Below are 21255 nucleotides of genomic sequence, written 5' to 3'. Positions count from 1 at the left end.
ATCATGATGGTGGGTGGGCGGCGCCGCACGGCGTCCCGCAAGATGGCGATGTCCGCACTGTGCGTGACGGCGGTCCTCGCCGCCGGGTGCGCGAAATTCGACGACTCCGCGTCCTCCCCCTTCACACCCGAGCCGACGGGTGCGTCGGGCGCGGAGGTCGAACCGGAGAACCCGCCACCGTCCACCACGACCACACCGCCGCCCAGCGGGCCGCTGGGACCGTGTCAGGATCCGGATCCCAGTGTCATCGCCACGTGTCTCGACACCACCGGCGGACTCGTCGTCCTCCCCGACGGGGCCACCGCTCTGGTCGCGGAGCGCCGGACCGGACGCATCCTGCAGGTCGCCCAGGGGCAGACCCCCAAGGAGATCGCGCACGTCGACGTCGACGGCAGCACCGACGGCGGCCTCCTCGACATCGCGCTGTCCCCGAGTTTCGCCGAGGACAACCTCATTTACGCCTACGTCACCACCCCGACCGACAACCGGGTGGTGCGGATCGCACCGGGCGACTCCGCCAAGGAAGTTCTCGGCGGGATCCCGCGCGGCGACACGGGCAATGCGGGGTCGCTCGAATTCTCCGGCGACGAACTGATGGTCCTGACCGGCAACGCGAACAACCCGGCGGCGGCCGCCGATCCGGCGTCCCTCGCCGGCAAACTACTGAAGGTCACCGCGCTGTCGCCCGCACCGACGCCGGCACAGCCCCGGCCGCAGGTGGTGCTGACGGGCATGGGGACCGCGGGCGGGGTCTGCGTCGACCCGGGGGTGGCCGTGTGGGTCACCGACCGCACCCCGCTCGAGGATCGGCTGGTGCGGGTCAGCGCGGACGGAGCGGTGTCGTCTCCGGTGTGGACGTGGCCGGAGCGGCCCGGCGTCGGCGGCTGCGTCGCCGCCGGTGATGTCGTGGCGGTGTCACTGAGCACCGCGAAGGCCATGTCGGCGCTCGCTGCCGACCCCGGCACGGGTGCCGTCACCACCGCACCGGGGGTCATCGTCCAGGACCGGTACGGCCAACTCGGCGGCGCCGCACTCGGTCCCGACGGGCTCATCTGGGTGAGCACCGTCAACAAGACCGCCGGTCAGCCCGGACCCAACGACGACCGCGTCATCAAGATGCCCCTGCCCTCCGGTGGCGGCGGATTCGACTGACGGGCCTCGCCCTCGCGCCGCGTCCCCGCCCAACGAACGGGACGCTCGTTCGGTTGATCCGAACGAGCGTCCCGCTGGTGCAGAGGGGAGGTCAGCCGCCGCAGGCCTCGATGACCAGCTCCTTGACGCGGGCCGGATCGGCCTGACCGCGAGTGGCCTTCATCACGTCGCCGACGATCTTGCCCGCAGCCGCGACCTTGCCGCCGCGAATCTTCTCGGCGATGTCGGGGTTCGCGGCCAGGGCCTCGTCGACGGCAGCCTTCAGCTTCGTGTCGTCGCGTTCGACGACGAGCTCGGGATGATCCGCGACGACCTGCTCGGGGTCACCCTCACCGGCGAGGACGTGGTCGACCACCTGGCGGGCCACCTTGTTGTTCAGCTTCCCGCTGTCGATCAGCGCGACCACCTGCGCGACCTGGGCCGGCGTGATCGGCAGCTCGCCGAGTTCCACCCCGCGGGTGTTCGCCTGCTGCGCCAGGTACGACACCCACCAGGACCGTGCGGCCTCCGGCGAGGCGCCGGCCTCGACGGTCGCGATGACGAGGTCGACGGCGTTCGCGTTGACGAGGTCACGCATGACCTCGTCGGAGACACCCCAGTCGGCCTGGATCCGGGCGCGGCGGACCCACGGCAGCTCGGGCAGGGTGCCCCGCAGTTCCTCGACCCACTCGGCGCTGGGCGCGACCGGCTCGAGGTCGGGCTCCGGGAAGTAGCGGTAGTCCTCGGCGGTCTCCTTGCGGCGGCCCGGCGACGTGGTGCCGTCCGCTTCCTGGAAGTGCCGGGTCTCCTGGATCACCTCACCGCCGGCCTCGAGCACCGCGGCCTGGCGGCGCATCTCGTACCGGACCGCGACCTCGACGCTCTTGAGGGAGTTGACGTTCTTCGTCTCGGTGCGGGTGCCGAGTTCGGTCGCCCCGATCGGCATCAGCGACGCGTTGGCGTCGCATCGCATCGAGCCCTGGTCCATGCGGACGTCCGACACGTTCAGCGACTTCAGCAGGTCGCGGAGCGCGGTGACGTACGCGCGGGCCACCTCGGGGGCGCGGGCACCGGCGCCGCTGATGGTCTTGGTGACGATCTCGACGAGCGGGACCCCGGCGCGGTTGTAGTCGAGCAGCGAGTGGCTGGCACCGTGGATGCGACCGGTCGCGCCGCCGACGTGCAGCGACTTTCCGGTGTCCTCCTCCATGTGCGCGCGCTCGATCTCGACGCGCCACGTGGTGCCGTCGTCGAGGATGACGTCGAGGTAGCCGTCGGTGGCGATCGGCTCGTCGTACTGGGAGATCTGGTAGTTCTTCGGCTGGTCCGGGTAGAAGTAGTTCTTCCGCGCGAACCGGCCCCACGGTGTGATGGAACAGTTCAGTGCGAGTCCGATCCGGATCGCGGACTCCACCGCCGCCTCATTCACGACGGGCAGCGACCCGGGCAGACCGAGGCACACCGGGCAGACCTGCGTGTTCGGCTCGGCGCCGAACTCGGTGGGGCACGGGCAGAACATCTTCGTGTCGGTGCCGAGCTCTACGTGCACCTCCATGCCGAGAACAGGCTCGTACTTCGCGAGCACGTCGTCGTAGTCGAGGAGGTCCGGAGTGTCGACAGCAGTCATGCCACAGAGTTTATGCGTCCGGCGGTTCACCGGAAAACGCGGTCAGCCGAAAAATGCGGCCGCCTCGTCGTACCGCTCCCGCGGCACCGTCTTGAGGCGCCGGGTGGCCTCCTCGAGGGGCACGAGGTCGATCGACGTGCCGTGCAGCGCGACCATGTTGCCGAAGTCGCCGCGGTGGACCGCGTCGGTGGCGTGCACCCCGAAGCGGGTGGCGAGCACCCGGTCGTACGGCGTCGGGGTGCCGCCGCGCTGCACGTGCCCGAGCACCGTCGTCCGCACCTCCTTGCCGATGCGGCGTTCGATCTCGTCGCCGAGTTGCTGTGCGACCCCGGTGAACCGTTTGTGACCGAACTCGTCGATGCCGCCTTCGCGCAGGCTCATCGACTCCGGGGTGGGTGTGGCGCCCTCCGCGACGACGCAGATGAAATGCGAATCGCCGCGCTGGAACCGCTTCTTCACCATGGCGCACACCTCGCCGACGTCGAACGGGACCTCGGGAACGAGCGTGAGGTGTGCACCGGTCGCGAGCCCGGAGTGCAGGGCGATCCAGCCCGCGTGCCTGCCCATCACCTCGACGAGCATCACCCGCTGGTGGGACTCGGCGGTGGTGTGCAGGCGGTCGATCGCGTCCGTCGCGATGGACAGGGCGGTGTCGAAACCGAACGTCACATCGGTGCAGTCGATGTCGTTGTCGATGGTCTTCGGGACCCCGATCACGGGCACCCCGCTCTCGGCGAGCCAGCTCGCCGCCGTGAGCGTGCCCTCGCCGCCGATCGGGATGAGTGCGTCGATGCCGTTGTCGTCGAGCGTCTGCCGGATCTGGTCGAGGCCCGCCTTGAGCTTGTCCGGGTTGACCCGCGCGGTACCGAGGATGGTGCCGCCCCGGGTGAGGATCCGGTCGATCCGGTCGTCGTTGGACAGCGCGACCTTGCGGTCTTCGAGCAGACCACGCCACCCGTCCCGGAATCCCACCACCGAGCTGCGGTACCGGCCGTCGGCCGTCCGCACCACTGCCCTGATCACCGCATTGAGCCCGGGGCAGTCGCCGCCTCCGGTGAGGATTCCGATCCGCATCCAAGCACCCCTCGTCGTCTCGTGTGGTGATGGTGGTTCTCATTAGACATCTTGCCGCCCGAAACGTGTTCGAGCACCTCGGATCGGCCGGTTCGGTCAGCCGGGTGTGACGAGACCGCTCTCGTAGGCCAGGACCACCGCCTGCGCCCGGTCGCGCAGATCCAATTTGGACAGCACCTTGCCGACGTGCGTCTTGACGGTCTGCTCGGCGACGAACAGGCGGTCCGCAATCTCGGTGTTCGACATGCCGCGGGCGATCAGCTCGAGCACCTCGCGTTCGCGGGGCGTCAGCGCCGACAGCGCGGCCGGTTTGCGGCGGGCGGTGCTCCGGCGGCTGGTCACGTCGGCGATGAGACGCCGCGTGACGGTCGGCGCGAGGAGTGCCTCGCCGTCGGCGACCACCCGCACCGCGCGGATGAGTTCCTCCGCGGGCGCGTCCTTGAGCATGAAACCGCTGGCCCCGATGCTCAGCGCCTCGTACACGTAGTCGTCCACGTCGAACGTCGTGAGCATGAGCACCCGCACCGGCGGATCGAACCCCGCCGATAGGATGACGCGGGCGGCGTCGAGTCCGTTCATCTCCGGCATGCGCACGTCCATCAGGACCACGTCGGGTCGCAGGCGTTTGACCTCGCTCACCGCTACCGCCCCGTCCGGGGCGTCGCCGATGACACTGATGTCGGGCTGGGAGGCGAGCAGGGCTCCGAAACCCTGCCGGACCATAGCCTGGTCGTCGGCGATGAATACGGTGATGGCCACGCCGCCAGCCTAGGCGGAGGCGACCGGGAACTCGGCGTGGACCTCGAATCCGCCGTTGTCGTGCAGGTGCGTGGAGAGGACGCCGCCGACCGCCTGCGCACGTTCGCGCATCCCGATGATGCCGTTGCCGCCGGTCGACTCGTGCCTGGTCAGGGCCGAGACGAGGCTCCGCCGCGGCGGGCCGTTGACGATCGACACGGACGCGATCGGCGTCTCGTACGCGATCTTCACCTCGACCGCGGCGCCCGCCGCGTGCCGGGCCGTGTTGGCGAGGGACTCCTGCAGGATGCGGTACATCACCAGCCCCACAGACTCCGACACGTGCCGCGGGTCGCCGTCGGTGTGCCAGGAGACGGGGATGCCGGCCCGGCGGCTGCCCTCGAGCAGCTCGCTGATCTGCTGGACCCCGGGCTGCGGCGCGTGCTCGGCCACCTGGCCGTCGCTGCGCAACACACCGAGGAGTCCGCGCACCTCGTTCAGTGCGGCGCGGCCCGCGGCTCCGATCGATTCGAACTCGGCCCGCGTCTCGTCCGACATGCCCGCGATGCGGTACGGCGCGCTCTGCGCCTGCACCACGACCATCGACATGTGGTGCGCGACGACGTCGTGCAGGTCCCGGGCGATGCGCGCCTTCTCCTCGAGGATCGTCCTGCGGGTGCGCTCGAGTTCGCTCAGCTCCTCCTGCTGCGCGAGTTGCCGCCGGGACAGCACCAGCCACCGGATCAGCAGGCCGAACACGACGATGGCGGTCAGTCCCACGGCCCACCCGCGACCGTTGGTGCCCGGGGTGTCGGCGAGGAACAGGAGAACGGTGGAGATCCATGCCACACCCACGACCGGGATCGCGGCGCGCATGCTGACCGCGGCCAGCAGGGCGAGCATCACCAGGATGTGGACCACCTGCCAGGGGTAGTCGTAGCCGTCCTGCAGCGCGAAGACGCGCGGGATCACCAGCGCCGAGATCGCGGAGACCGCCCAGGCCAGCGCCGGGTTCGACCGGATGAGCAGGAACGGGAACGTCGCGAGCGCCGCCACGAACGGTTGAATCGGAGGACTGACCTGGTGGGTCAGCTGCAGGGTCGGCCACGCCACGGCGAACAGGATCGCCGTGACCACGACAATTGCCACGTTCAGCCACTGGCCTTCGGCGGCTCTCCGGATGCGCGTCTTCGTCTTCACACCCTCGACAGTAGAAACACAGGTCACGGCGTGTCCTCATACCCCGGACTCACGTCGGCCTAGTACCGGAGTATGAGATCGGAGCCCTCTCCCCCCACGAGGCCAGTGATCGAACCGGACCCGGGAGTGATGTGGCTGCGCAACACGAATTCATAACGTCGTCGTCATGCGAACGACGGGGACACGGAGAACGACTTGGGCCGCGGTGGCGTGCGCGGCCACCGCGCTACTGACCACCACAGGATTCGCCGGCACCGGCGCGGCGAGCACGCCCCGTCACGAAAACGCCGCCGCGTCCGCCGCGGTGCACACGCTCACCACACCGGCGACGCTCGCCGAGGACTCCATTCCCGACGACTTCGCATCGGTGATGGGGTACACACCGGTGCGGATCGACGGCATGCTCGCCAACCCCGGCGGAGACTGCTCCTCCCCCGTCCCACTGCCGCTCGAGTTCGACACCGCATGCAAGGCCCACGACCTCGGCTACGACCTCCTGCGATACGCATCGCGGTCCGGCGAGGATCTCGGCCCCTGGGCGCGGCAGTCGCTCGACACGCAACTGGATCAGCGGATGCACTCCGCGTGCGACACCCGACTCGACGAGCAGGCGCGGGCGCAGTGCTTCGTGATGGCCAACATCGCGACCACCGCCGTCACCGGAAACAGCTGGCGTCAAGGCTATTCGACGCCGGTCACCGAAGCCGGGCTCCCGTACGCGCTGGCCGGCGCCGCCGGCGCCGCACTGCTCGCAGGCGCGGCCTGGTCGATCCGCCGCCGCCCGCGTCCGGTCGGGGCGATCGCATGACCACTGCGGCTCTGTCCGGTCCCGGACGGAGCCCGGCGCGCTCCCGGTCGCGTACCGCGCCGAACGCCCTGCGCCGCACACTGACCACGACGATTCCGATCTCCGCGCTCCCCCGCACCTCCTCCACGATCGCCGTCACCACCGCGACACTCGCGTCGCTCGCCCCCTCTCTGCTCCCCCGCAGTGCGCTGACGCAGGCACTGTTCACCGGATTCCTCGCCGCGGCCGGCGTCGGGATCCTCGTCCTCGCCCGCCTGCTGCGGCGACTTGTCACGCATTCACACCCCCATCACCCTCCGCGGGACTCGGTGCGTCTGCTCGTCCTGATCGGCGCCATGATCGTGGCGACGTGGGCGATCGTGCTCGCCGACCACTGGCAGGATTCGCTGCGCGCCGCCATGGGTATGCCGGGCATCGGGCCGGACCACTGGATGCAGGCGATCCTCGGGGCGGCGCTGACGTTCCTGCTGTTCGCCGGCATCGGCAGCGTCGTCGCCGCGGTCGCCCGTCGCCTCGGCTGGATCGGCAGCGCCACCACCGCGGTCGTTCTCGCGACCGGGCTGCAACTGGTCGCCGGACCCGCGCTGTGGGGGATGATGTCCCGTTCCTACAGCGACTCCAACGCGCTCGTCGACGTGTCCCTGCACCGGCCGGTATCGGCCGAATCGTCCGGCGGCCCGGAGTCCGCGATCAGCTGGGAGTCGCTCGGGCGCCAGGGACGGCGGTTCGTGGCGGCGGGCGAGCAGTCGGCCGCCATCCGCACCTACGTGGGAATGGATTCGGCCCCCGACGTCGAATCTCGTGCGGCACTGGCGGTCTCGGAGCTGGAACGGGCGGGCGGGTTCACCCGGTCCGCCATCGTCCTCACGGTGCCCACCGGCTCGGGGTGGATCGACGAGAACGCGGCCGAAGGATTCGAGGAACGCTTCGCCGACGACGTCGCGATCGTCGGCATGCAGTACTCGTATCTGCCGAGCTGGATCACGTTCGTGTTCGGACGTTCCGCCGCGGACGATTCGGCGGCAGCACTGTTCGACGCCGTCGCCGAGCGGATCGCCGACCTACCCGACGTCCTCCGCCCGGCGCTCTACGTCTACGGCCAGAGCCTCGGATCCGTCGGCGGCAGCGCGATTTTCACCGACGCCGACCAACTCCGGGAACGCGTCTGCGGCGCATTGTGGTCGGGCCCGCCCGCCGGTTCGGTGCTGACGGACGGCGCGACGGTGCTGGCGAACACGTCCGACCCGGTGGTGTGGTGGTCCCCCGACCTGATCCTGCACCGGCCCGACCTCTCGCTCGCAGTACGCGATGCGCCGGTCCCCCAATGGATTCCGGGCATCACGTTCCTACAGACGAGTGTCGACCTGGTGTCCGCGCTGAACTTCGCGTCCGGGCACGGACACCGCTACGGCAGCGAGCAGGGCACCGCCCTGCCCGACTGCCCCTAGCTCGGCGAGCCGATCGGACCGCGCGCGGCCTCGTAGGCGGCGCCGACCCGGTACAGCCGCTCGTCGGCCAGCGCGGGAGCCATGATCTGCAGTCCCACCGGCAGACCGTCGTCCACGGACAGCCCCGACGGAACCGACATCGCGCAGTGCCCGGCCAGGTTGGTGGGCAGGGTGCACAGGTCCGACAGGTACATCGCGAGCGGGTCGCCGACCTTCTCGCCCAGCTTCCACGGCGTGAACGGACTGGTGGGCGACACCAGGACGTCCACCTTCTCGTAGGCCTTGTCGAAGTCCCGGGCGATGAGCGTCCGCACCTTGAGCGCCTGACCGTAGTAGGCGTCGTAGTAGCCGGACGACAGCGCGTAGGTGCCGATCATGATGCGACGCTTGACCTCCGGGCCGAAGCCGGCGGCACGCGTCGCGGCCATCACCTGGTCGGCGCTCATGTCGCCCTGGTCGATGCGCAGCCCGTACCGCATGGCGTCGAAGCGCGCGAGGTTCGACGACACCTCGCTCGGCAGGATGAGGTAGTACGACGCGAGCGCGTACTCGAAGTTGGGGCACGACACCTCGACGACCTCGGCACCGAGTTCGGTGAGTTGCGCGACAGCGGCATCGAACGAGGAGATGACGCCGGGCTGGTAGCTGCCGGAGTGCAGTTCCTTGACCACACCGACCTTCACGCCCTTCAGGTTGCCGCCGGCGCCCTCACGCGCAGCCGCCACCACGGGACGCACGGGCGCGTCGATCGACGTGGAGTCGCGCGGGTCGTGCCCGGCGATGACCTCGTGCAGCAGTGCGGTGTCGAGGACCGTGCGGCCGCACGGACCACCCTGGTCCAGCGAGGACGCGCAGGCGACGAGACCGAACCGGGACACCGTGCCGTACGTCGGCTTGGTGCCGACCGTCGCCGTGACGGCGGCGGGCTGGCGGATCGAGCCACCGGTGTCGGTGCCGATCGCGAGCGGGGCCTGCCGGGACGCGAGTGCCGCGGCACTGCCGCCGCCCGAGCCGCCCGGGATGCGGGTGGTGTCCCACGGGTTGCGGGTGGGTCCGTACGCGGAGTTCTCGGTGGACGATCCCATCGCGAACTCGTCGAGGTTGGTCTTACCCAGGATCGGGATGCCGGCCTCGCGCAGCTTCTTCGTCAGCGTCGCGTCGTACGGCGCGATCCAGCCTTCGAGGATCTTCGACGCGCACGTGGTGGGCATGTCGGTGGTGGTGAAGATGTCCTTGAGCGCCAACGGAACTCCCGCGAGCGGGGAAGCGGGCGCATTACCCGCGGCGAGGCTGCTGTCCACCTCCTTCGCCGATACGAGGGCTTGCTCGCCTGCCACGTGCAGGAAGGCGTTCAGGTCACCGTCGACCGCGGCGATGCGGTCCAGATGCGCCTGGGTGACCTCGACGGACGACACCTCACGGCTGTGGATCTTCGACGCGAGATCTGCGGCGTCGAGAGTGGTCAGATCGGCGCTCATTCGCCCTCTCCAAGAATCTGCGGGACGGCGAAACGATCCTGCTCGACGGCCGGCGCGCCGGACAGCGCCTGCTCGGGCGTCAGGCCGGGAACGATCACGTCGGGACGGGTCACGTTGGTGACGGCGTTCGGGTTCGCCATCGGCGGAACATCCTCGGCGGGCACCTCGGTGACCACCTTCACGTGGCTGAGAATCGAGTCCAGCTGACCGGCGAACTCGTCGAGCTCGGCATCGGTCAGGGCGAGTCGAGACAGCCGCGCGAGGTGCGCGACCTCGTCACGGGAGATGGCAGGCACCGCGGGGCCCCTTTCGGTTCGGACGTACACATTCGGACGTACACAAGTGTGTCCCAGCCTAGAGCAGTGGTCGGATCAGCCGTGCAACCAGCGCCGCAACCTGGCCGTCAGGAACGGTAGAACCACGAACACCATCACCGGAGTCGTGAGCACCGTCGCCACCACGGTGCGGGTCACCACGTCCAGAGCCGCCAGCCGGGGAGTGACGAACATCGCGACGAGCAGCGAGATCGGGAAGAACCCGAGCCAGATCGTGACCGCCTGCTTCCACCGCGGCGGTGGGGTGCTGACCCGCAAGGCGTGGGTGAGCGTCGACTGCGGTTCGAACCAGCCCTCCACCCCGGTCAGCCGGTGCGTCACCGTGTCCTGCGCGAGACCCGTCCCCCGCCCCACCCACACCTTCCGCGCAGGCGAGGTGGTCCACGCGTCGAGTGTGTGCTCGTCCGCGAACCGGTACACCACGTGATACTGCTCGGGGTCGGACGCCGCGCGCAGCCAGCCCCCGCCGAGGAACCCCGGGAACGTGCCCGCCATCGCCATCCCGGCGTCCGTCCAGCGCAGGAACTCCTGCTCGCGGCCCGCCGCCACCCGCCTCGAGACGGACGTCGTCACTCCCGTTGCCGTGGTGTTCATGCACCCATGTTTGGGCCGCCGTGTTTCGCGCACGAGGCGAATCCGTATCGGCGATGTCACGAATCGAGCGCGACCTGCGAGTCCCCGTTCCGACCCGGGCGAAGCCGCAGGGGGGACCGCATACTCGGGAACGAAAGTGCAAAGATGGTGAGCGACGGGGGTCGCAGGTACTCCCGCGTCTATCTCGTGGTGAAAGGGACGCACGTGTCGTATCTGCTTCGCGTCCAGCTCCCCGACCGTCCCGGTAGCCTCGGCTCTCTCGCCGTCGCCCTGGGCTCGGTGGGTGCTGACATTCTGTCGCTCGACGTGGTGGAACGGGGTGCCGGATTCGCCATCGACGACCTCGTCGTCGATGTCGAGCCGGGATCGCTCCCCGACACCCTCATCACGGCCGCCGAGAACCTGCCCGGCGTCACCGTCGACTCCATCCGGCCGTACGCCGGAATACTCGACACCCACCGCGAGCTCGAACTCATCGACCAGGTCGCCACCGCCGCGGACGATCGACTGCAGGTCCTCGTCGACGGCGCCCCTCGGGTGCTCCGGGTCGGCTGGTCCGTGGTCGCCGATCTCGGCCCGCACGGCGCATACCGGGTGGTCGGCAGCTCGGGAGCGCCCGAGACGCACGCCACCGAGATCCCGTGGATGCCGCTGGAGAAGCCGACCGCGCTCGACGGCGAGGGCGATTGGGTGCCGCAGGTGTGGCGCGACATGAACACCACACTCGCCGCGGCTCCCCTCGGGACCACCGGCCGCGTGCTGATGCTCGGCCGCCCCGGCGGCCCGGAGTTCCGTCCGTCCGAGATCGCCCGGCTGGGCTACCTCGCAGGCATCATCGCGACGGTGCTGAGCTGACCGCCGCCCCGGGCCGGAAGGTCCGGGGCCGGAAGGTTCGGGGCCGGGCGGTCCGGGTCTGGGGTCGCCTCAGACGAGTTCGCGGACCAGGACGGTGAGCTCGACACCCGGGACGGGCGCCCAATTGCGGTCGGGCACAGGCACGAAACCGTTGCGGTCGTAGATGCGGCGGGCGTCTTCCATGTCCGGTTGGGTCGACATCACCACAGCGCGGTCGCCGCGATCGTAGGCCGTGTCGAGCACGTGCCGCACGAGCGCCGACCCGACGCCGGAACCGCGGGCGTCGGGTGACACGGCGAGCATCCGGAATTCGAGTTCCCCCGGCTGCGCGACGTCCGCGTACGGGGACGCGGGTTCCGCGATCGTGACGGAACCCACGACCCGGCCCGCCATCACCGCCACCCGGACCTCCGCCTTGTCCGCCCGTTCAGCGGTGTCGCGCAACCGGTTCGTGTACGGATCGTGTGCCTCGACGTGTCCGCCGCCCACGTAGGCGATCACCGTGAGGTCGCTGACGGCCTCGTACTCGTCCGGTGTCGCATTCCGAATCTCGATCATGTCCAGAACTATGACAGGACAGCTCACGCCGCCCCAAACTCGAGCGTGAGGTTCCCGTCACACTCCCGAATCCGCGACCGCGCCCGGTCCCCCCTCCAGCAGTCGGCGGAACCCGTCCTCGTCGAGGACCGGCACACCGAGTTCGACGGCTTTGTCGTGCTTCGACCCCGGGGATTCGCCGGCCACCACGAACGCCGTCTTCTTCGACACCGAACCCGCGGCCTTGCCGCCTCGGACGAGGATCGCCTCCTTCGCCTGATCGCGGGAGAACGTCTCGAGCGAACCCGTGACGACGATCGACAGTCCCTCGAGGTTGCGCGGAATCGATTCGTCGCGTTCGTCTTCCATGCGCACACCGGCCGCCGACCACTTGTCGACGATCTGCCGGTGCCAGTCGACGCCGAACCATTCGACGACGGCCGCGGCGATGGTGCCACCGACCCCGTCGACGGCCGCGAGTTCCTCGACGGAGCTCTCCCGGATCCGGTCCAGCGACCCGAACTCGCCCGCGAGCGCACGCGCCGCCGTGGGACCGACGTGGCGGATCGACAGGGCGACCAGCACCCGCCACAGCGGCTTGTCCTTGGCGGAATCGAGATTGTCGAGCAGCCTGCGGCCGTTGGCCGACAGCCCGCCGGCCTTGGTCCGGAACAGCGTCGTCTTCAGCAGGTCGTCCTCGGTGAGCGAGAACAGGTCGCCCTCGTCGCCGATCGCCTTCGCTTCGAGCAGGCTCGTCGCGGCCTCGTAGCCGAGCACCTCGATGTCGAACGCACCGCGGCCCGCGACGTGGAACACACGTTCCCGGAGTTGCGCGGGGCAGTACTGCTGGTTGGGGCAGCGAATATCCGCGTCGCCCTCCTTGGCGGGAGCGAGCGGCGTGTCGCACTCCGGGCAGTTCGCCGGCATCACGAACTCGTACTCGTCGCCGGTCCTGGCGTCCACCACCGGCCCGAGGACCTCGGGAATCACGTCGCCGGCCTTGCGCAGCACCACCGTGTCGCCGATCAGCACGCCCTTGCGTTTGACCTCGGAGCCGTTGTGCAGGGTGGCGAGGGAGACGGTGGACCCGGCGACCGTGACCGGTTCCATGTAGGCGAACGGGGTGACCCGGCCGGTGCGGCCGACGTTGACCCGGATGTCGAGGAGCTTGGTGGTGGCCTCCTCCGGCGGGTACTTGTAGGCGATCGCCCAGCGCGGCGCCCGCGACGTGGACCCCAGCCGGCGTTGCAGCGACGTCTCGTCGACCTTGACGACCAGGCCGTCTATCTCGTGCTCCACGTCGTGCCGGTGCTCGCCCCAGTACTGCACCCGGTCCACGACGGCGTCCGCGCCGGTGACACGGACGGTGTGGGTGGACACGGGCAGGCCCCACGCCGCCAGCGCGGTGTACGCGTCGTACTGGGAGGCAGGCTCGAATCCTTCGCTCCGGCCGAGGCCGTGGCAGATCATTCCGAGGCGCCTGCGGGCGGTGACGGCCGGATTCTTCTGCCGGAGCGACCCGGCCGCGGAGTTGCGGGGATTCGCGAACGGCGCCTTGCCCTCCTCGACGAGCGCCGCGTTGAGTGCCGCGAAGTCCTCGAGCCGGAAGAACACCTCACCGCGTACCTCGAGGAGCGCCGGAACCGGGTATTCGTCTGTGCCGGTGAGCTTTTCCGGGATGTCTTCGATGGTCCGGGCGTTGAGCGTCACTTCTTCGCCGGTCCGGCCGTCGCCGCGGGTGGCGGCGCGGACGAGTCTGCCGTTCTCGTACACCAGGTTCAGCGCGACTCCGTCGATCTTCACCTCGCACAGGTAGTGCAGGTCGGGGCCGGTCTCCTGCTCCACCCGGCTGATCCAGGTGCGCAGTTCGTCGGTCGCAAAGACGTTGTCGAGGCTCAGCATCCGCTCGAGGTGATCGGCGGAGGCGAAGTCGGTGGCGAATCCGCCGCCGACGAGCTGGGTCGGCGAATCCGGCGTCCGCAGGTCGGGGTACTGGTTCTCGAGGTCGTTCAGCTCGCCCAGCAGCACGTCGAACTCTCCGTCGGAGATGATGGGCGCGTCGCGGACGTAGTAGCGGAACTGGTGCTGCCGCACTTCCTCGGCCAGCTCGTTCCAGTGCTCCCGGACGTGTCCGGGGGCCGGTGTCGGGGCTTCGGTCGATTCACTCACCATCGAAGATTAACCGGTCCGGCCGACACCGAACCCCGGACTCAGAGCGATTCGGGGTCGTCGGTGAACGCGCCGCTCACCTCGGCGCAGAACTTCAGCGCGTCGCGGCTCCAGGACGCGTCGGCGCCCGCGAGTCCGCAGGCCGGTGTCACGGCGACCTGGGTCCGCAGCGTCGTGCGCGGGAATCCGAGCCGGTCGATCAGCGTCACCGCAGGTCGGGCGAGGTCGCGCCAGGTGGGGGGCACGGCGGGAGCGGTGGTCGGGATCAGCCCCAGCGCCAGCTCCTTGCCCGCGTCGAGCAACTCGCCGATGCCGTCCAGGTCCGACGACGCCAGCTGCGACACGTCCAGACCGACCGCGCGCGCACTGCTGCGCCGCAGCAGGTCCGTGGGCAGGTCCGCGGAGCAGCAGTGCACCATGGTCACTCCGCCGGACCCGGCGAGGGTGGCCTCGAGCACGGCGAGAGCCTCCGGCTCCGGCATCGCCCGCACGGTCTCGAGCCTCGACCGACCGGACAGCGTGCCCGCCAGCACGGCGGGCAGTCGTGGCTCGTCGAACTGGATCAGCACCTGCGCACCGACACGCCGGGCGACCTCCGCGGCGTGCCGCGCGAGTCCTTCGCCCAGCGATTCGGCGAAGTCGCGCACCGCACCGGGGTCGGTGAGCACGCGCCTGCCGGTGCCGAGTTCCACCTCGGCCGCCAGCGTGAGAGGACCCACCGACTGCACCTTCACCACGTGATCGGCCCCGGCGAGGCCCGCACTCTCCCATGCTTCCTCGAGCGCGTCGAGGTCCTGGTTCAGGAAGTCGGTCGCCCGCTTGGCCACCGAGCCGCGGCGCTGCACCACGCGGTAGGCGGACGTGGACACGTCCAGTTGCAGATCCACGAGCAGGGCGCTGGCGCGGCCGATCATGTCGGCGCCGAGCCCGCGGGCGGGCAACTCCACCAGGTGCGGAAGTCTGCCGAGTTCGCCGAGAACGACGGTGGCGGCTTCGCGCGGATCCGCTCCGGGCCACGAGCCGACGCCGGTGACGGCACCGGCCAGTGAGATATCCTGCGTCACTGCGTGTTCGGACGCGCGTCGGTACCCGAGATGGTTCCGCTGCCCAGCACGATGTCGCCTGCCGGGTCGGTCCGGTACAGCACGACGGCCTGCCCCTTCGCGACACCGGTGAGCGGTTCGCGCAGCGAGATGCGGATACCGCCGTCGGCGGCTTCCGCCACGGCCTCGGCAAGTCCGCCGTGCGCGCGTACCTGGACGGTGCATTCGACCGGTCCCGCCGGCGCGCTTCCGGACGTCCACACGGCGCGGTCCGCGGTGATCGCGTGCACCTCGAGGTCGCGTGCCGAACCGACACGGACGGTGCCGGTTTCGGGTTCGATCGACGTCACGTACCGCGGCTGCCCGTCGGCCGCGGGCCCCTGGACGCCGAGGCCCTTCCGCTGGCCGATCGTGAACCCGTGCACGCCTTCGTGTTCCGCGAGCACCTCACCCGAATCGGCGTCGACCACACTGCCCGGGCGGATGCCGATGTGGGCGCCGAGGAATGCCCGGGTGTCACCGGACGGGATGAAGCAGATGTCGTGGCTGTCGGGCTTGTTCGCCACTGCGAGGCCGCGTTCGGCGGCTTCTTCCCGGATCCGGTCCTTCGGGGTGTCGCCGACGGGGAACATCGCCCGCGACAGCTGCTCGGCCGTCAACACACCGAGCACGTACGACTGGTCCTTGTCCGCGTCGACGGCCCGGCGCAGCACACCGTCCTCGAGCTGCGCGTAGTGACCGGTGGCCACCGCGTCGAACCCGAGGGCGATCGCGCGGTCCGCGAGCGCCGCGAACTTGATCTTCTCGTTGCACCGCAGGCACGGGTTGGGGGTCTCCCCCGCCGCGTAGGACGCCACGAAGTCGTCGATCACGTCTTCCTTGAAGCGGTCGGCGAAATCCCAGACGTAGAACGGGATTCCGAGCACGTCCGCGGCACGCCGGGCGTCACCGGCGTCTTCCTTGGAGCAGCAGCCCCGGGATCCGGTGCGCAGCGTGCCCGGCTCGGCGGACAGTGCGAGATGCACGCCCACCACGTCGTGTCCGGCAGCGACTGCCCGTGCCGCCGCCACGGCGGAATCGACGCCGCCGCTCATGGCCGCCAGTACTCGCATCAACGATTCCCTCCACGCGCTCCGACACCGGCGAGCCCGGCGGCGCGGGCCCGCTCCACAACTTGCGGCAATGCCGCGACGACTGCATCCACGTCCGCGACCGTCGACGTGTGCCCGAACGAGAAGCGCAACGATCCGCGGGCGGTCGCCGCATCCACGCCCATCGCGGTCAGGACGTGACTCGGGCGGGCGACCCCGGCGGTACACGCCGAACCGGTCGAACACTCGATCCCAGCGGCGTCGAGCAGCATCAGCAGCGAATCGCCCTCGCATCCGGGGAACGTGAAGTGGGCGTTGCCCGGCAGTCGCGCGCTGCCCACCGGACCGTTCAGCACGGCGTCCCGGACGATCTCGCCGACGCGCTCGATGAGGCGGTCACGCAGGACGGACAGTTCCGCGGCGCGGGAGTCGAGGTTCGCGGTCGCGTCGCGCAGCGCTGCGGCCATGCCGACGACACCGGCGGTGTCCGGGGTGCCCGAACGCAGATCGCGTTCGTGTCCCCCGCCGTGCAGCAGCGGCGCACACGGGACCTGCCGTCCCAGCAGGAGCGCACCGACGCCCTGCGGTCCGCCGACCTTGTGCGCGGCGATGCTCAGCGCGGACAGCCCGCTCGCAGCGAAGTCCACGGGGATGTGTGTGACGGCCTGGACGGCGTCGCTGTGCATGGGCACGTCGAACTCGGCCGCCACCGCGGCGAGTTCGGTGATCGGCATGATCGTGCCGACCTCGTTGTTGGCCCACATGATCGTGACCAGCGCGGTCTCGTCCGCATGGACGGCGAGCTCGTCGCGCAGCGTCTGCGGCGACACCCGGCCCAGTTCGTCGACGGGCAGCCACGTGACCTGTGCGCCCTCGTGCTTCTCGAGCCACTCCACCGCGTCGAGTACCGCATGGTGCTCGACGGCACTGGCCAAGATTCGCACCCGTCCGGGGTCGGCGTCACGCCGCGCCCAGAAGATGCCCTTGACCGCGAGGTTGTCGCTCTCGGTGCCACCGGAGGTGAAGATGACCTCGGACGGCCTGGCGCCGAGGTCGGCGGCGATCGACTCGCGGGCCTCCTCGATGCGACGGCGGGCAGCGCGCCCGGAACCGTGCAGCGAGGACGCATTGCCCACGGTACTGAAGATGTCGGTCATCGCCCGGACGGCCGCCGGCACCATGGGAGTGGTGGCTGCGTGGTCCAGGTAGACGGGGTGATCGGCACTGCGGGCAGAGGTCATGACGTGACCAGGATAGCTCAGGCGACGAGACGCTCCGCCGCCTCGATGCCCGCAGCCGCCGTCCCGACCGCACCCTGCAACGGATCGACGATGTCGTGCGCTGCGAGATCGATGCGTTCGTCGCCTCGCGCAGCGCGTTCGCATCGGGCCGCCAGATCCCGGCGGCACTCCCCCGGATACTCGATCGGCGCCAGCCGGACCTCGGCGTTGACACCCTTCTGGCGGATGATGCGCCGGATCGACCGGCCGATCGTCTCCTCGCCCACGAAGCACGGCCCGGTCGTCAGTTCCCCGCCCCGGCCGGTGTATCGCAGCGAGATCGGCTGGACCGGGCACTCCGCGTCGATCGCCGCCTGGAACAGCGCGGGCCGGAATCCGCCATACGCGCGTCCGCACCACGTGGTGCCCTCGGGGAACGCGACGACTCGTTCGCCGTCGCGCAGCCTGCCCGCCGTCGTCGCCACCGTGCCCGGCAGCGCCCGCAGACTCTGCCGTTCGATCGGGACGACCCGCATCCGCCGGGCGAGCGAGCCCAGAACCGGCCAGTCCAGCAGATCGCCGCGGGCGACGAAGTTCGCCGGTGCGAGCGCGCTGAGCACCAGCACGTCGGTCCAGGACACGTGGCCGGCCACCACCAGAAGTCCGCCGTCGTGCCTGCGCTTTCCGCGGTGATCGACCACGACGAGGCGAATTCCGACACAGCGCAACAGCATCGCCGCGTACCGACGCTGCAGACCGGTCCGCCACGACCGCGGCAGCAACCATCCCGCGGTCAGGAGCGGCGCCGTCGCCAGCGCCGACACGACGAGGCACCACCGCACGACCACGGTCGGGATCGACACGGCGTTCGCCTCCGCGGGCAGACATCCCGCACCGCACGGACTCGACGGCATCCACGAATGCACGGGCACCGCGGCCGTCTCCGACACGGCAGTGCTCATGCCTGTGCCCCCGCCTCGAAAGTGGCCGAAGCCGAACGCAGGCGGTCGAGGTAGCGCTCGTTCGCCCCGTGCAATCCCTGCAGGGCGACGAAGTCGGCGACACCGAATTCCGGATCGTGCGCGGGCTCGCCGCACACCGTGGCGCCGAGGCGCAGGTACCCCCGGAGCAGCGGCGGCAGAACCGGGCGGGCGGGCGGGTCGATCTCGTCGAGTGATCGCCCGTCGACGCGCACCGGGTTCCGGGGCACGGCCCGGGAGGCCGGGTCGCTGCCGTACTTGCGGAGCAGCAGATCACGCACGCCGCGGACGTTGGAACCGGCCACCGCGTCCGGGTGCTCCCGCATCGGCACGGAGACGCAGCCCATCACCCACTCGTATCCGGTCAATTGCAGGTAGTGCAGGATCCCGGCCCACATCAGGCTCAGGACCGAACCGGAACGGTGATCGGGGTCGACGCACGCCCGGCCCATCTCGACGATGCGGTTGCCGACGGGATCGAGTGCCGAGATGTCGAATTCGGTGGCGGTGTAATAGCCGCCGGCCTGGGCGGCGGCGTCGGGCGGGAGCATGCGATAGCACCCGACGAATTCGCCGGTCTCCTCGTGCCGGACGAGGAGGTGGTCGCAGAAGTCGTCGAACCGGTCGGCGTCGAGGGCGTCCGCGTGCGCGGGGACGGAGAAACCGGGTTCCGAGGCGAACACGCGGTATCGCAACCGCTGAGCGGCCACGCGGTGTTCGCGGTCGGACGAGACGACCAGGGAGTATCTGGGTGGGGTTACAACAGAATCGGCGGTCTCACTCGGTGCGCGGAGAACTGACGAAGTTGTCATGGCGCAGGTTTACCGAGCAGGGGCGGCGCGGGGGCGTCGCCCGGGTGTCGTGTCGATGCAGCCCGGATGAACGACGGAAGATACGACGGCGGCCCCGCTCCCGGGAAAGGGAACGGGGCCGCCGTCGGTGGAAAATCAGCCCTTGTGAGCCTTGACGGCCTCGGTGAGCTGCGGAGCGACGTTGAACAGGTCGCCGACGATGCCGAAGTCCGCGATCTCGAAGATCGGGGCTTCCTCGTCCTTGTTCACGGCGACGATGGTCTTCGACGTCTGCATGCCGGCACGGTGCTGGATGGCACCGGAGATGCCGAGCGCGATGTACAGCTGCGGGGAGACCGTCTTACCGGTCTGACCGACCTGGAACTGGCCCGGGTAGTAGCCCGAGTCGACCGCGGCACGCGAGGCGCCGACAGCGGCACCGAGCGAATCGGCGAGTTCCTCGACGACGGTGAACTTGTCGGCGCTGCCGACACCGCGGCCACCGGAGACGACGACGGTCGCCTCGGTGAGCTCGGGGCGGTCGCCACCGACGATCGGATCACGCGAGGTGATCTTGACGGCACCCTCGTCCTGGGCCGGAACCTCGACGGAAACCTTCTCGCCTGCACCGGCTTCGGGCTTCGCCTCGATGGCACCCGGGCGAACCGAGATGACCGGGACGTCGCCGTTGGCCTTGGCGTCGACGGTGAACGCGCCACCGAAGATGGAGTGCACGGCACTGCCGTCGGACTTCACGTCGACGACGTCGACGAGCAGGCCGGAGCCGATGCGGGCAGCAAGACGTCCGGAGACCTCCTTGCCCTCGACGCTGGCGGCGGTGATGACCGCGGCCGGGGCGGCCGACTCGACGAGCGACGCGAGCACGTCGACCTTCGGCGTGACCAGGTAGCCCTCGATGTCGTCCGACTCGGCGACGTAGATCTTGGCCGCGCCTGCGGCGGCGAGACCCTCGGCCAGCTTGTCGGCGGTACCGGCGGGACCGGTGACCACTGCGGCCGGCTCACCGAGCGCGCGAGCGGCGGTGATGAGTTCGGTGCTGACCTTCTTCAGTGCACCCTCTGCGTGCTCGACGAGCACCAGTACTTCTGCCATGTCTAACTCTCCCTGTATGTGTCTGCTGGTGTGTAGAGGGGCGCGATCAGATGATCTTCTGGCCCACGAGGTAGGCAGCGATCTTGCTGCCGCCGTCGCCCTCGTCGACGATGCGCTCACCAGCGGTACGCGGGGGCTTGGGGGTGGAGGCGGTGACGGTGGTGCCCGCGTTGGCGACACCGACGGTCTCCGGGTCGACACCGAGGTCGGCCAGCGTGTAGACGAGAACTTCCTTCTTCTTCGCGGCCATGATGCCCTTGAAGGAGGGGAAGCGGGGCTCGTTGATCTTCTCGGTGACGCTGACGATGGCCGGCAGGCTCGCCTCGAGGCCGAAGACGCCCTCGTCGGTCTCGCGCTCACCGGTGACGGTGCCGTCGGCGACGGTCAGCTTGCGCAGCTGCGTGAGCTGCGGGATGCCCAGGTACTCGGCGATGATGGCCGGAACGGCGCCGACGCGGCCGTCGGTGGCCTCGTTGCCGGCGATGATCAGGTCGGCGGGCTCTTCGTTCTCGAACGTGATCTGTCCGAGCGCCGCGGCCAGGGTCCACGCGGTCTGCACCGCGTCGGAGCCGTGGAGGGCCGGGTCGTTGATGTGCACTGCCTTGTCGGCACCCATGGACAGGGCCTTGCGGATGGCGTCGGTGGCGCGGTCCGGTCCTGCGGAGAGGACGGTCACCTCGCCGCCCTGGGCCTCCTTGATCAGGAGCGCTTCTTCGACGGCGCGCTCGTTGATCTCGTCGAGCACTGCATCGGCGGCCTCGCGGTCAAGCGTGTAGTCGCCGTCGGTCAGCTTGCGCTCGGACCACGTGTCGGGGACCTGCTTGATCAAAACAACGATGTTCGTCATGGGTCTTCGTCGACCTCCTGTGTGTTCTTGCGTGGTTATCGTGAGTCGCTCCGCGCGGACCGAGCTCTCGTCTTTCGATATTTCGTCGCACGATTGCTCTGCGACAGATTACCCCACGCTAAGTTACCCGTTGGTAACTTGCGCGAAAGTCTCGTTCACCATAACGGCCGAAACCG

At 69.8% G+C, this 21255-nt stretch carries 20 protein-coding genes; 4 read left to right on the top strand and 16 right to left on the bottom strand.

Features of this window, described 5'->3' with window-relative positions:
- Positions 1-3: 3 nt before the first annotated feature.
- Positions 4-1152, top strand: coding sequence for a sorbosone dehydrogenase family protein (locus tag I1A62_RS42685; protein ID WP_219458088.1), 1149 nt, complete (start codon positions 4-6; stop codon positions 1150-1152).
- Between the two features lie 91 nt (positions 1153-1243).
- On the opposite strand, the gene gatB is transcribed toward I1A62_RS42685, so the two are convergent.
- From gatB to I1A62_RS42665, 4 genes are all read right to left on the bottom strand, one after another.
- Complete coding sequence (gene gatB / locus I1A62_RS42680; RefSeq protein WP_124392743.1) at positions 1244-2758, bottom strand: Asp-tRNA(Asn)/Glu-tRNA(Gln) amidotransferase subunit GatB; 1515 nt, start codon at positions 2756-2758, stop codon at positions 1244-1246.
- 42 nt (positions 2759-2800) lie between these two features.
- Positions 2801-3832 carry an ATP-dependent 6-phosphofructokinase gene (locus I1A62_RS42675; protein ID WP_124392742.1) on the bottom strand — a complete coding sequence of 344 codons (1032 nt, stop codon included), beginning with the start codon at positions 3830-3832 and terminating at the stop codon, positions 2801-2803.
- A 96-nt stretch (positions 3833-3928) separates the two neighbouring features.
- Entirely contained in the window at positions 3929-4591 is a 663-nt protein-coding gene (locus I1A62_RS42670) for a response regulator transcription factor (RefSeq protein ID WP_124392741.1), read from the bottom strand.
- 9 nt (positions 4592-4600) lie between these two features.
- Positions 4601-5797 (bottom strand): sensor histidine kinase, encoded by a 1197-nt coding sequence (locus I1A62_RS42665; protein ID WP_219458087.1) that lies wholly within the window; start codon positions 5795-5797, stop codon positions 4601-4603.
- Between the two features lie 139 nt (positions 5798-5936).
- Between I1A62_RS42665 and I1A62_RS42660 the strand changes: the two genes are divergently transcribed.
- Complete coding sequence (locus I1A62_RS42660; RefSeq protein WP_124392739.1) at positions 5937-6578, top strand: hypothetical protein; 642 nt, start codon at positions 5937-5939, stop codon at positions 6576-6578.
- A complete protein-coding gene (locus I1A62_RS42655; RefSeq protein WP_219458085.1) occupies positions 6575-8026 on the top strand; it encodes an alpha/beta-hydrolase family protein in 1452 nt (483 codons plus the stop codon). Before I1A62_RS42660 ends, I1A62_RS42655 begins: the two co-directional genes overlap by 4 nt.
- On the opposite strand, the gene gatA is transcribed toward I1A62_RS42655, so the two are convergent.
- The 3 genes from gatA to I1A62_RS42640 all read right to left on the bottom strand — a co-directional run bounded on the left by gatA (position 8023) and on the right by I1A62_RS42640 (position 10433).
- A complete protein-coding gene (gene gatA / locus I1A62_RS42650) occupies positions 8023-9504 on the bottom strand; it encodes an Asp-tRNA(Asn)/Glu-tRNA(Gln) amidotransferase subunit GatA (RefSeq protein WP_124392737.1) in 1482 nt (493 codons plus the stop codon). The genes I1A62_RS42655 and gatA overlap by 4 nt on opposite strands.
- On the bottom strand, positions 9501-9800 hold the full coding sequence (gene gatC / locus I1A62_RS42645; protein ID WP_005240352.1) for an Asp-tRNA(Asn)/Glu-tRNA(Gln) amidotransferase subunit GatC: 300 nt from the start codon (positions 9798-9800) through the stop codon (positions 9501-9503). Before gatC ends, gatA begins: the two co-directional genes overlap by 4 nt.
- A gap of 75 nt (positions 9801-9875) precedes the next feature.
- Entirely contained in the window at positions 9876-10433 is a 558-nt protein-coding gene (locus tag I1A62_RS42640; RefSeq protein ID WP_219458083.1) for an antibiotic biosynthesis monooxygenase, read from the bottom strand.
- A 204-nt stretch (positions 10434-10637) separates the two neighbouring features.
- Between I1A62_RS42640 and I1A62_RS42635 the strand changes: the two genes are divergently transcribed.
- Complete coding sequence (locus I1A62_RS42635) at positions 10638-11288, top strand: amino acid-binding protein (RefSeq protein WP_025432327.1); 651 nt, start codon at positions 10638-10640, stop codon at positions 11286-11288.
- Positions 11289-11357: 69 nt separating this feature from the next.
- On the opposite strand, the gene I1A62_RS42630 is transcribed toward I1A62_RS42635, so the two are convergent.
- The 9 genes from I1A62_RS42630 to I1A62_RS42590 all read right to left on the bottom strand — a co-directional run bounded on the left by I1A62_RS42630 (position 11358) and on the right by I1A62_RS42590 (position 21079).
- Positions 11358-11846 carry a GNAT family N-acetyltransferase gene (locus I1A62_RS42630; protein ID WP_124392735.1) on the bottom strand — a complete coding sequence of 163 codons (489 nt, stop codon included), beginning with the start codon at positions 11844-11846 and terminating at the stop codon, positions 11358-11360.
- A 57-nt stretch (positions 11847-11903) separates the two neighbouring features.
- Positions 11904-13994, bottom strand: coding sequence for an NAD-dependent DNA ligase LigA (gene ligA, locus I1A62_RS42625; protein WP_219458082.1), 2091 nt, complete (start codon positions 13992-13994; stop codon positions 11904-11906).
- A gap of 41 nt (positions 13995-14035) precedes the next feature.
- A complete protein-coding gene (locus I1A62_RS42620; RefSeq protein ID WP_219458081.1) occupies positions 14036-15058 on the bottom strand; it encodes a methionine synthase in 1023 nt (340 codons plus the stop codon).
- On the bottom strand, positions 15055-16149 hold the full coding sequence (gene mnmA, locus I1A62_RS42615; protein WP_219458080.1) for a tRNA 2-thiouridine(34) synthase MnmA: 1095 nt from the start codon (positions 16147-16149) through the stop codon (positions 15055-15057). The genes I1A62_RS42620 and mnmA overlap by 4 nt, the downstream gene beginning before the upstream one ends.
- Positions 16149-17369 carry a cysteine desulfurase family protein gene (locus I1A62_RS42610; RefSeq protein WP_219458079.1) on the bottom strand — a complete coding sequence of 407 codons (1221 nt, stop codon included), beginning with the start codon at positions 17367-17369 and terminating at the stop codon, positions 16149-16151. Before I1A62_RS42610 ends, mnmA begins: the two co-directional genes overlap by 1 nt.
- 17 nt (positions 17370-17386) lie before the next feature.
- A complete protein-coding gene (locus tag I1A62_RS42605; RefSeq protein WP_124392730.1) occupies positions 17387-18310 on the bottom strand; it encodes a 1-acyl-sn-glycerol-3-phosphate acyltransferase in 924 nt (307 codons plus the stop codon).
- A complete protein-coding gene (locus I1A62_RS42600) occupies positions 18307-19140 on the bottom strand; it encodes a GNAT family N-acetyltransferase (protein ID WP_219458078.1) in 834 nt (277 codons plus the stop codon). The genes I1A62_RS42605 and I1A62_RS42600 overlap by 4 nt, the downstream gene beginning before the upstream one ends.
- Positions 19141-19275: 135 nt before the next feature.
- Positions 19276-20232, bottom strand: coding sequence for an electron transfer flavoprotein subunit alpha/FixB family protein (locus I1A62_RS42595; RefSeq protein WP_124392728.1), 957 nt, complete (start codon positions 20230-20232; stop codon positions 19276-19278).
- A 46-nt stretch (positions 20233-20278) separates the two neighbouring features.
- Positions 20279-21079, bottom strand: a complete 801-nt coding sequence (locus I1A62_RS42590) for an electron transfer flavoprotein subunit beta/FixA family protein (RefSeq protein ID WP_005259535.1) — start codon at positions 21077-21079, stop codon at positions 20279-20281.
- Positions 21080-21255 lie beyond the last annotated feature (176 nt).

Source organism: Rhodococcus sp. USK10, from assembly GCF_019378875.1.
Lineage (GTDB): Bacteria > Actinomycetota > Actinomycetes > Mycobacteriales > Mycobacteriaceae > Rhodococcus_F > Rhodococcus_F pseudokoreensis.
This window is presented reverse-complemented; position numbering and strand designations above follow the sequence as displayed.

What these genes read in the sequence shown, in the direction of transcription:
- mnmA (WP_219458080.1), bottom strand. Translation starts at nt 16,149, where the DNA reads ATGCGAGTACTGGCGGCCATGAGCGGCGGCGTCGATTCCGCCGTGGCG.
- I1A62_RS42600 (WP_219458078.1), bottom strand. Translation starts at nt 19,140, where the DNA reads ATGACAACTTCGTCAGTTCTCCGCGCACCGAGTGAGACCGCCGATTCT.
- I1A62_RS42630 (WP_124392735.1), bottom strand. Translation starts at nt 11,846, where the DNA reads ATGATCGAGATTCGGAATGCGACACCGGACGAGTACGAGGCCGTCAGC.
- I1A62_RS42660 (WP_124392739.1), top strand. Translation starts at nt 5,937, where the DNA reads ATGCGAACGACGGGGACACGGAGAACGACTTGGGCCGCGGTGGCGTGC.
- gatB (WP_124392743.1), bottom strand. Translation starts at nt 2,758, where the DNA reads ATGACTGCTGTCGACACTCCGGACCTCCTCGACTACGACGACGTGCTC.
- I1A62_RS42685 (WP_219458088.1), top strand. Translation starts at nt 4, where the DNA reads ATGATGGTGGGTGGGCGGCGCCGCACGGCGTCCCGCAAGATGGCGATG.
- I1A62_RS42655 (WP_219458085.1), top strand. Translation starts at nt 6,575, where the DNA reads ATGACCACTGCGGCTCTGTCCGGTCCCGGACGGAGCCCGGCGCGCTCC.
- I1A62_RS42605 (WP_124392730.1), bottom strand. Translation starts at nt 18,310, where the DNA reads ATGAGCACTGCCGTGTCGGAGACGGCCGCGGTGCCCGTGCATTCGTGG.
- I1A62_RS42590 (WP_005259535.1), bottom strand. Translation starts at nt 21,079, where the DNA reads ATGACGAACATCGTTGTTTTGATCAAGCAGGTCCCCGACACGTGGTCC.
- I1A62_RS42640 (WP_219458083.1), bottom strand. Translation starts at nt 10,433, where the DNA reads ATGAACACCACGGCAACGGGAGTGACGACGTCCGTCTCGAGGCGGGTG.
- I1A62_RS42595 (WP_124392728.1), bottom strand. Translation starts at nt 20,232, where the DNA reads ATGGCAGAAGTACTGGTGCTCGTCGAGCACGCAGAGGGTGCACTGAAG.
- I1A62_RS42610 (WP_219458079.1), bottom strand. Translation starts at nt 17,369, where the DNA reads ATGACCTCTGCCCGCAGTGCCGATCACCCCGTCTACCTGGACCACGCA.
- I1A62_RS42675 (WP_124392742.1), bottom strand. Translation starts at nt 3,832, where the DNA reads ATGCGGATCGGAATCCTCACCGGAGGCGGCGACTGCCCCGGGCTCAAT.
- gatA (WP_124392737.1), bottom strand. Translation starts at nt 9,504, where the DNA reads ATGAGCGCCGATCTGACCACTCTCGACGCCGCAGATCTCGCGTCGAAG.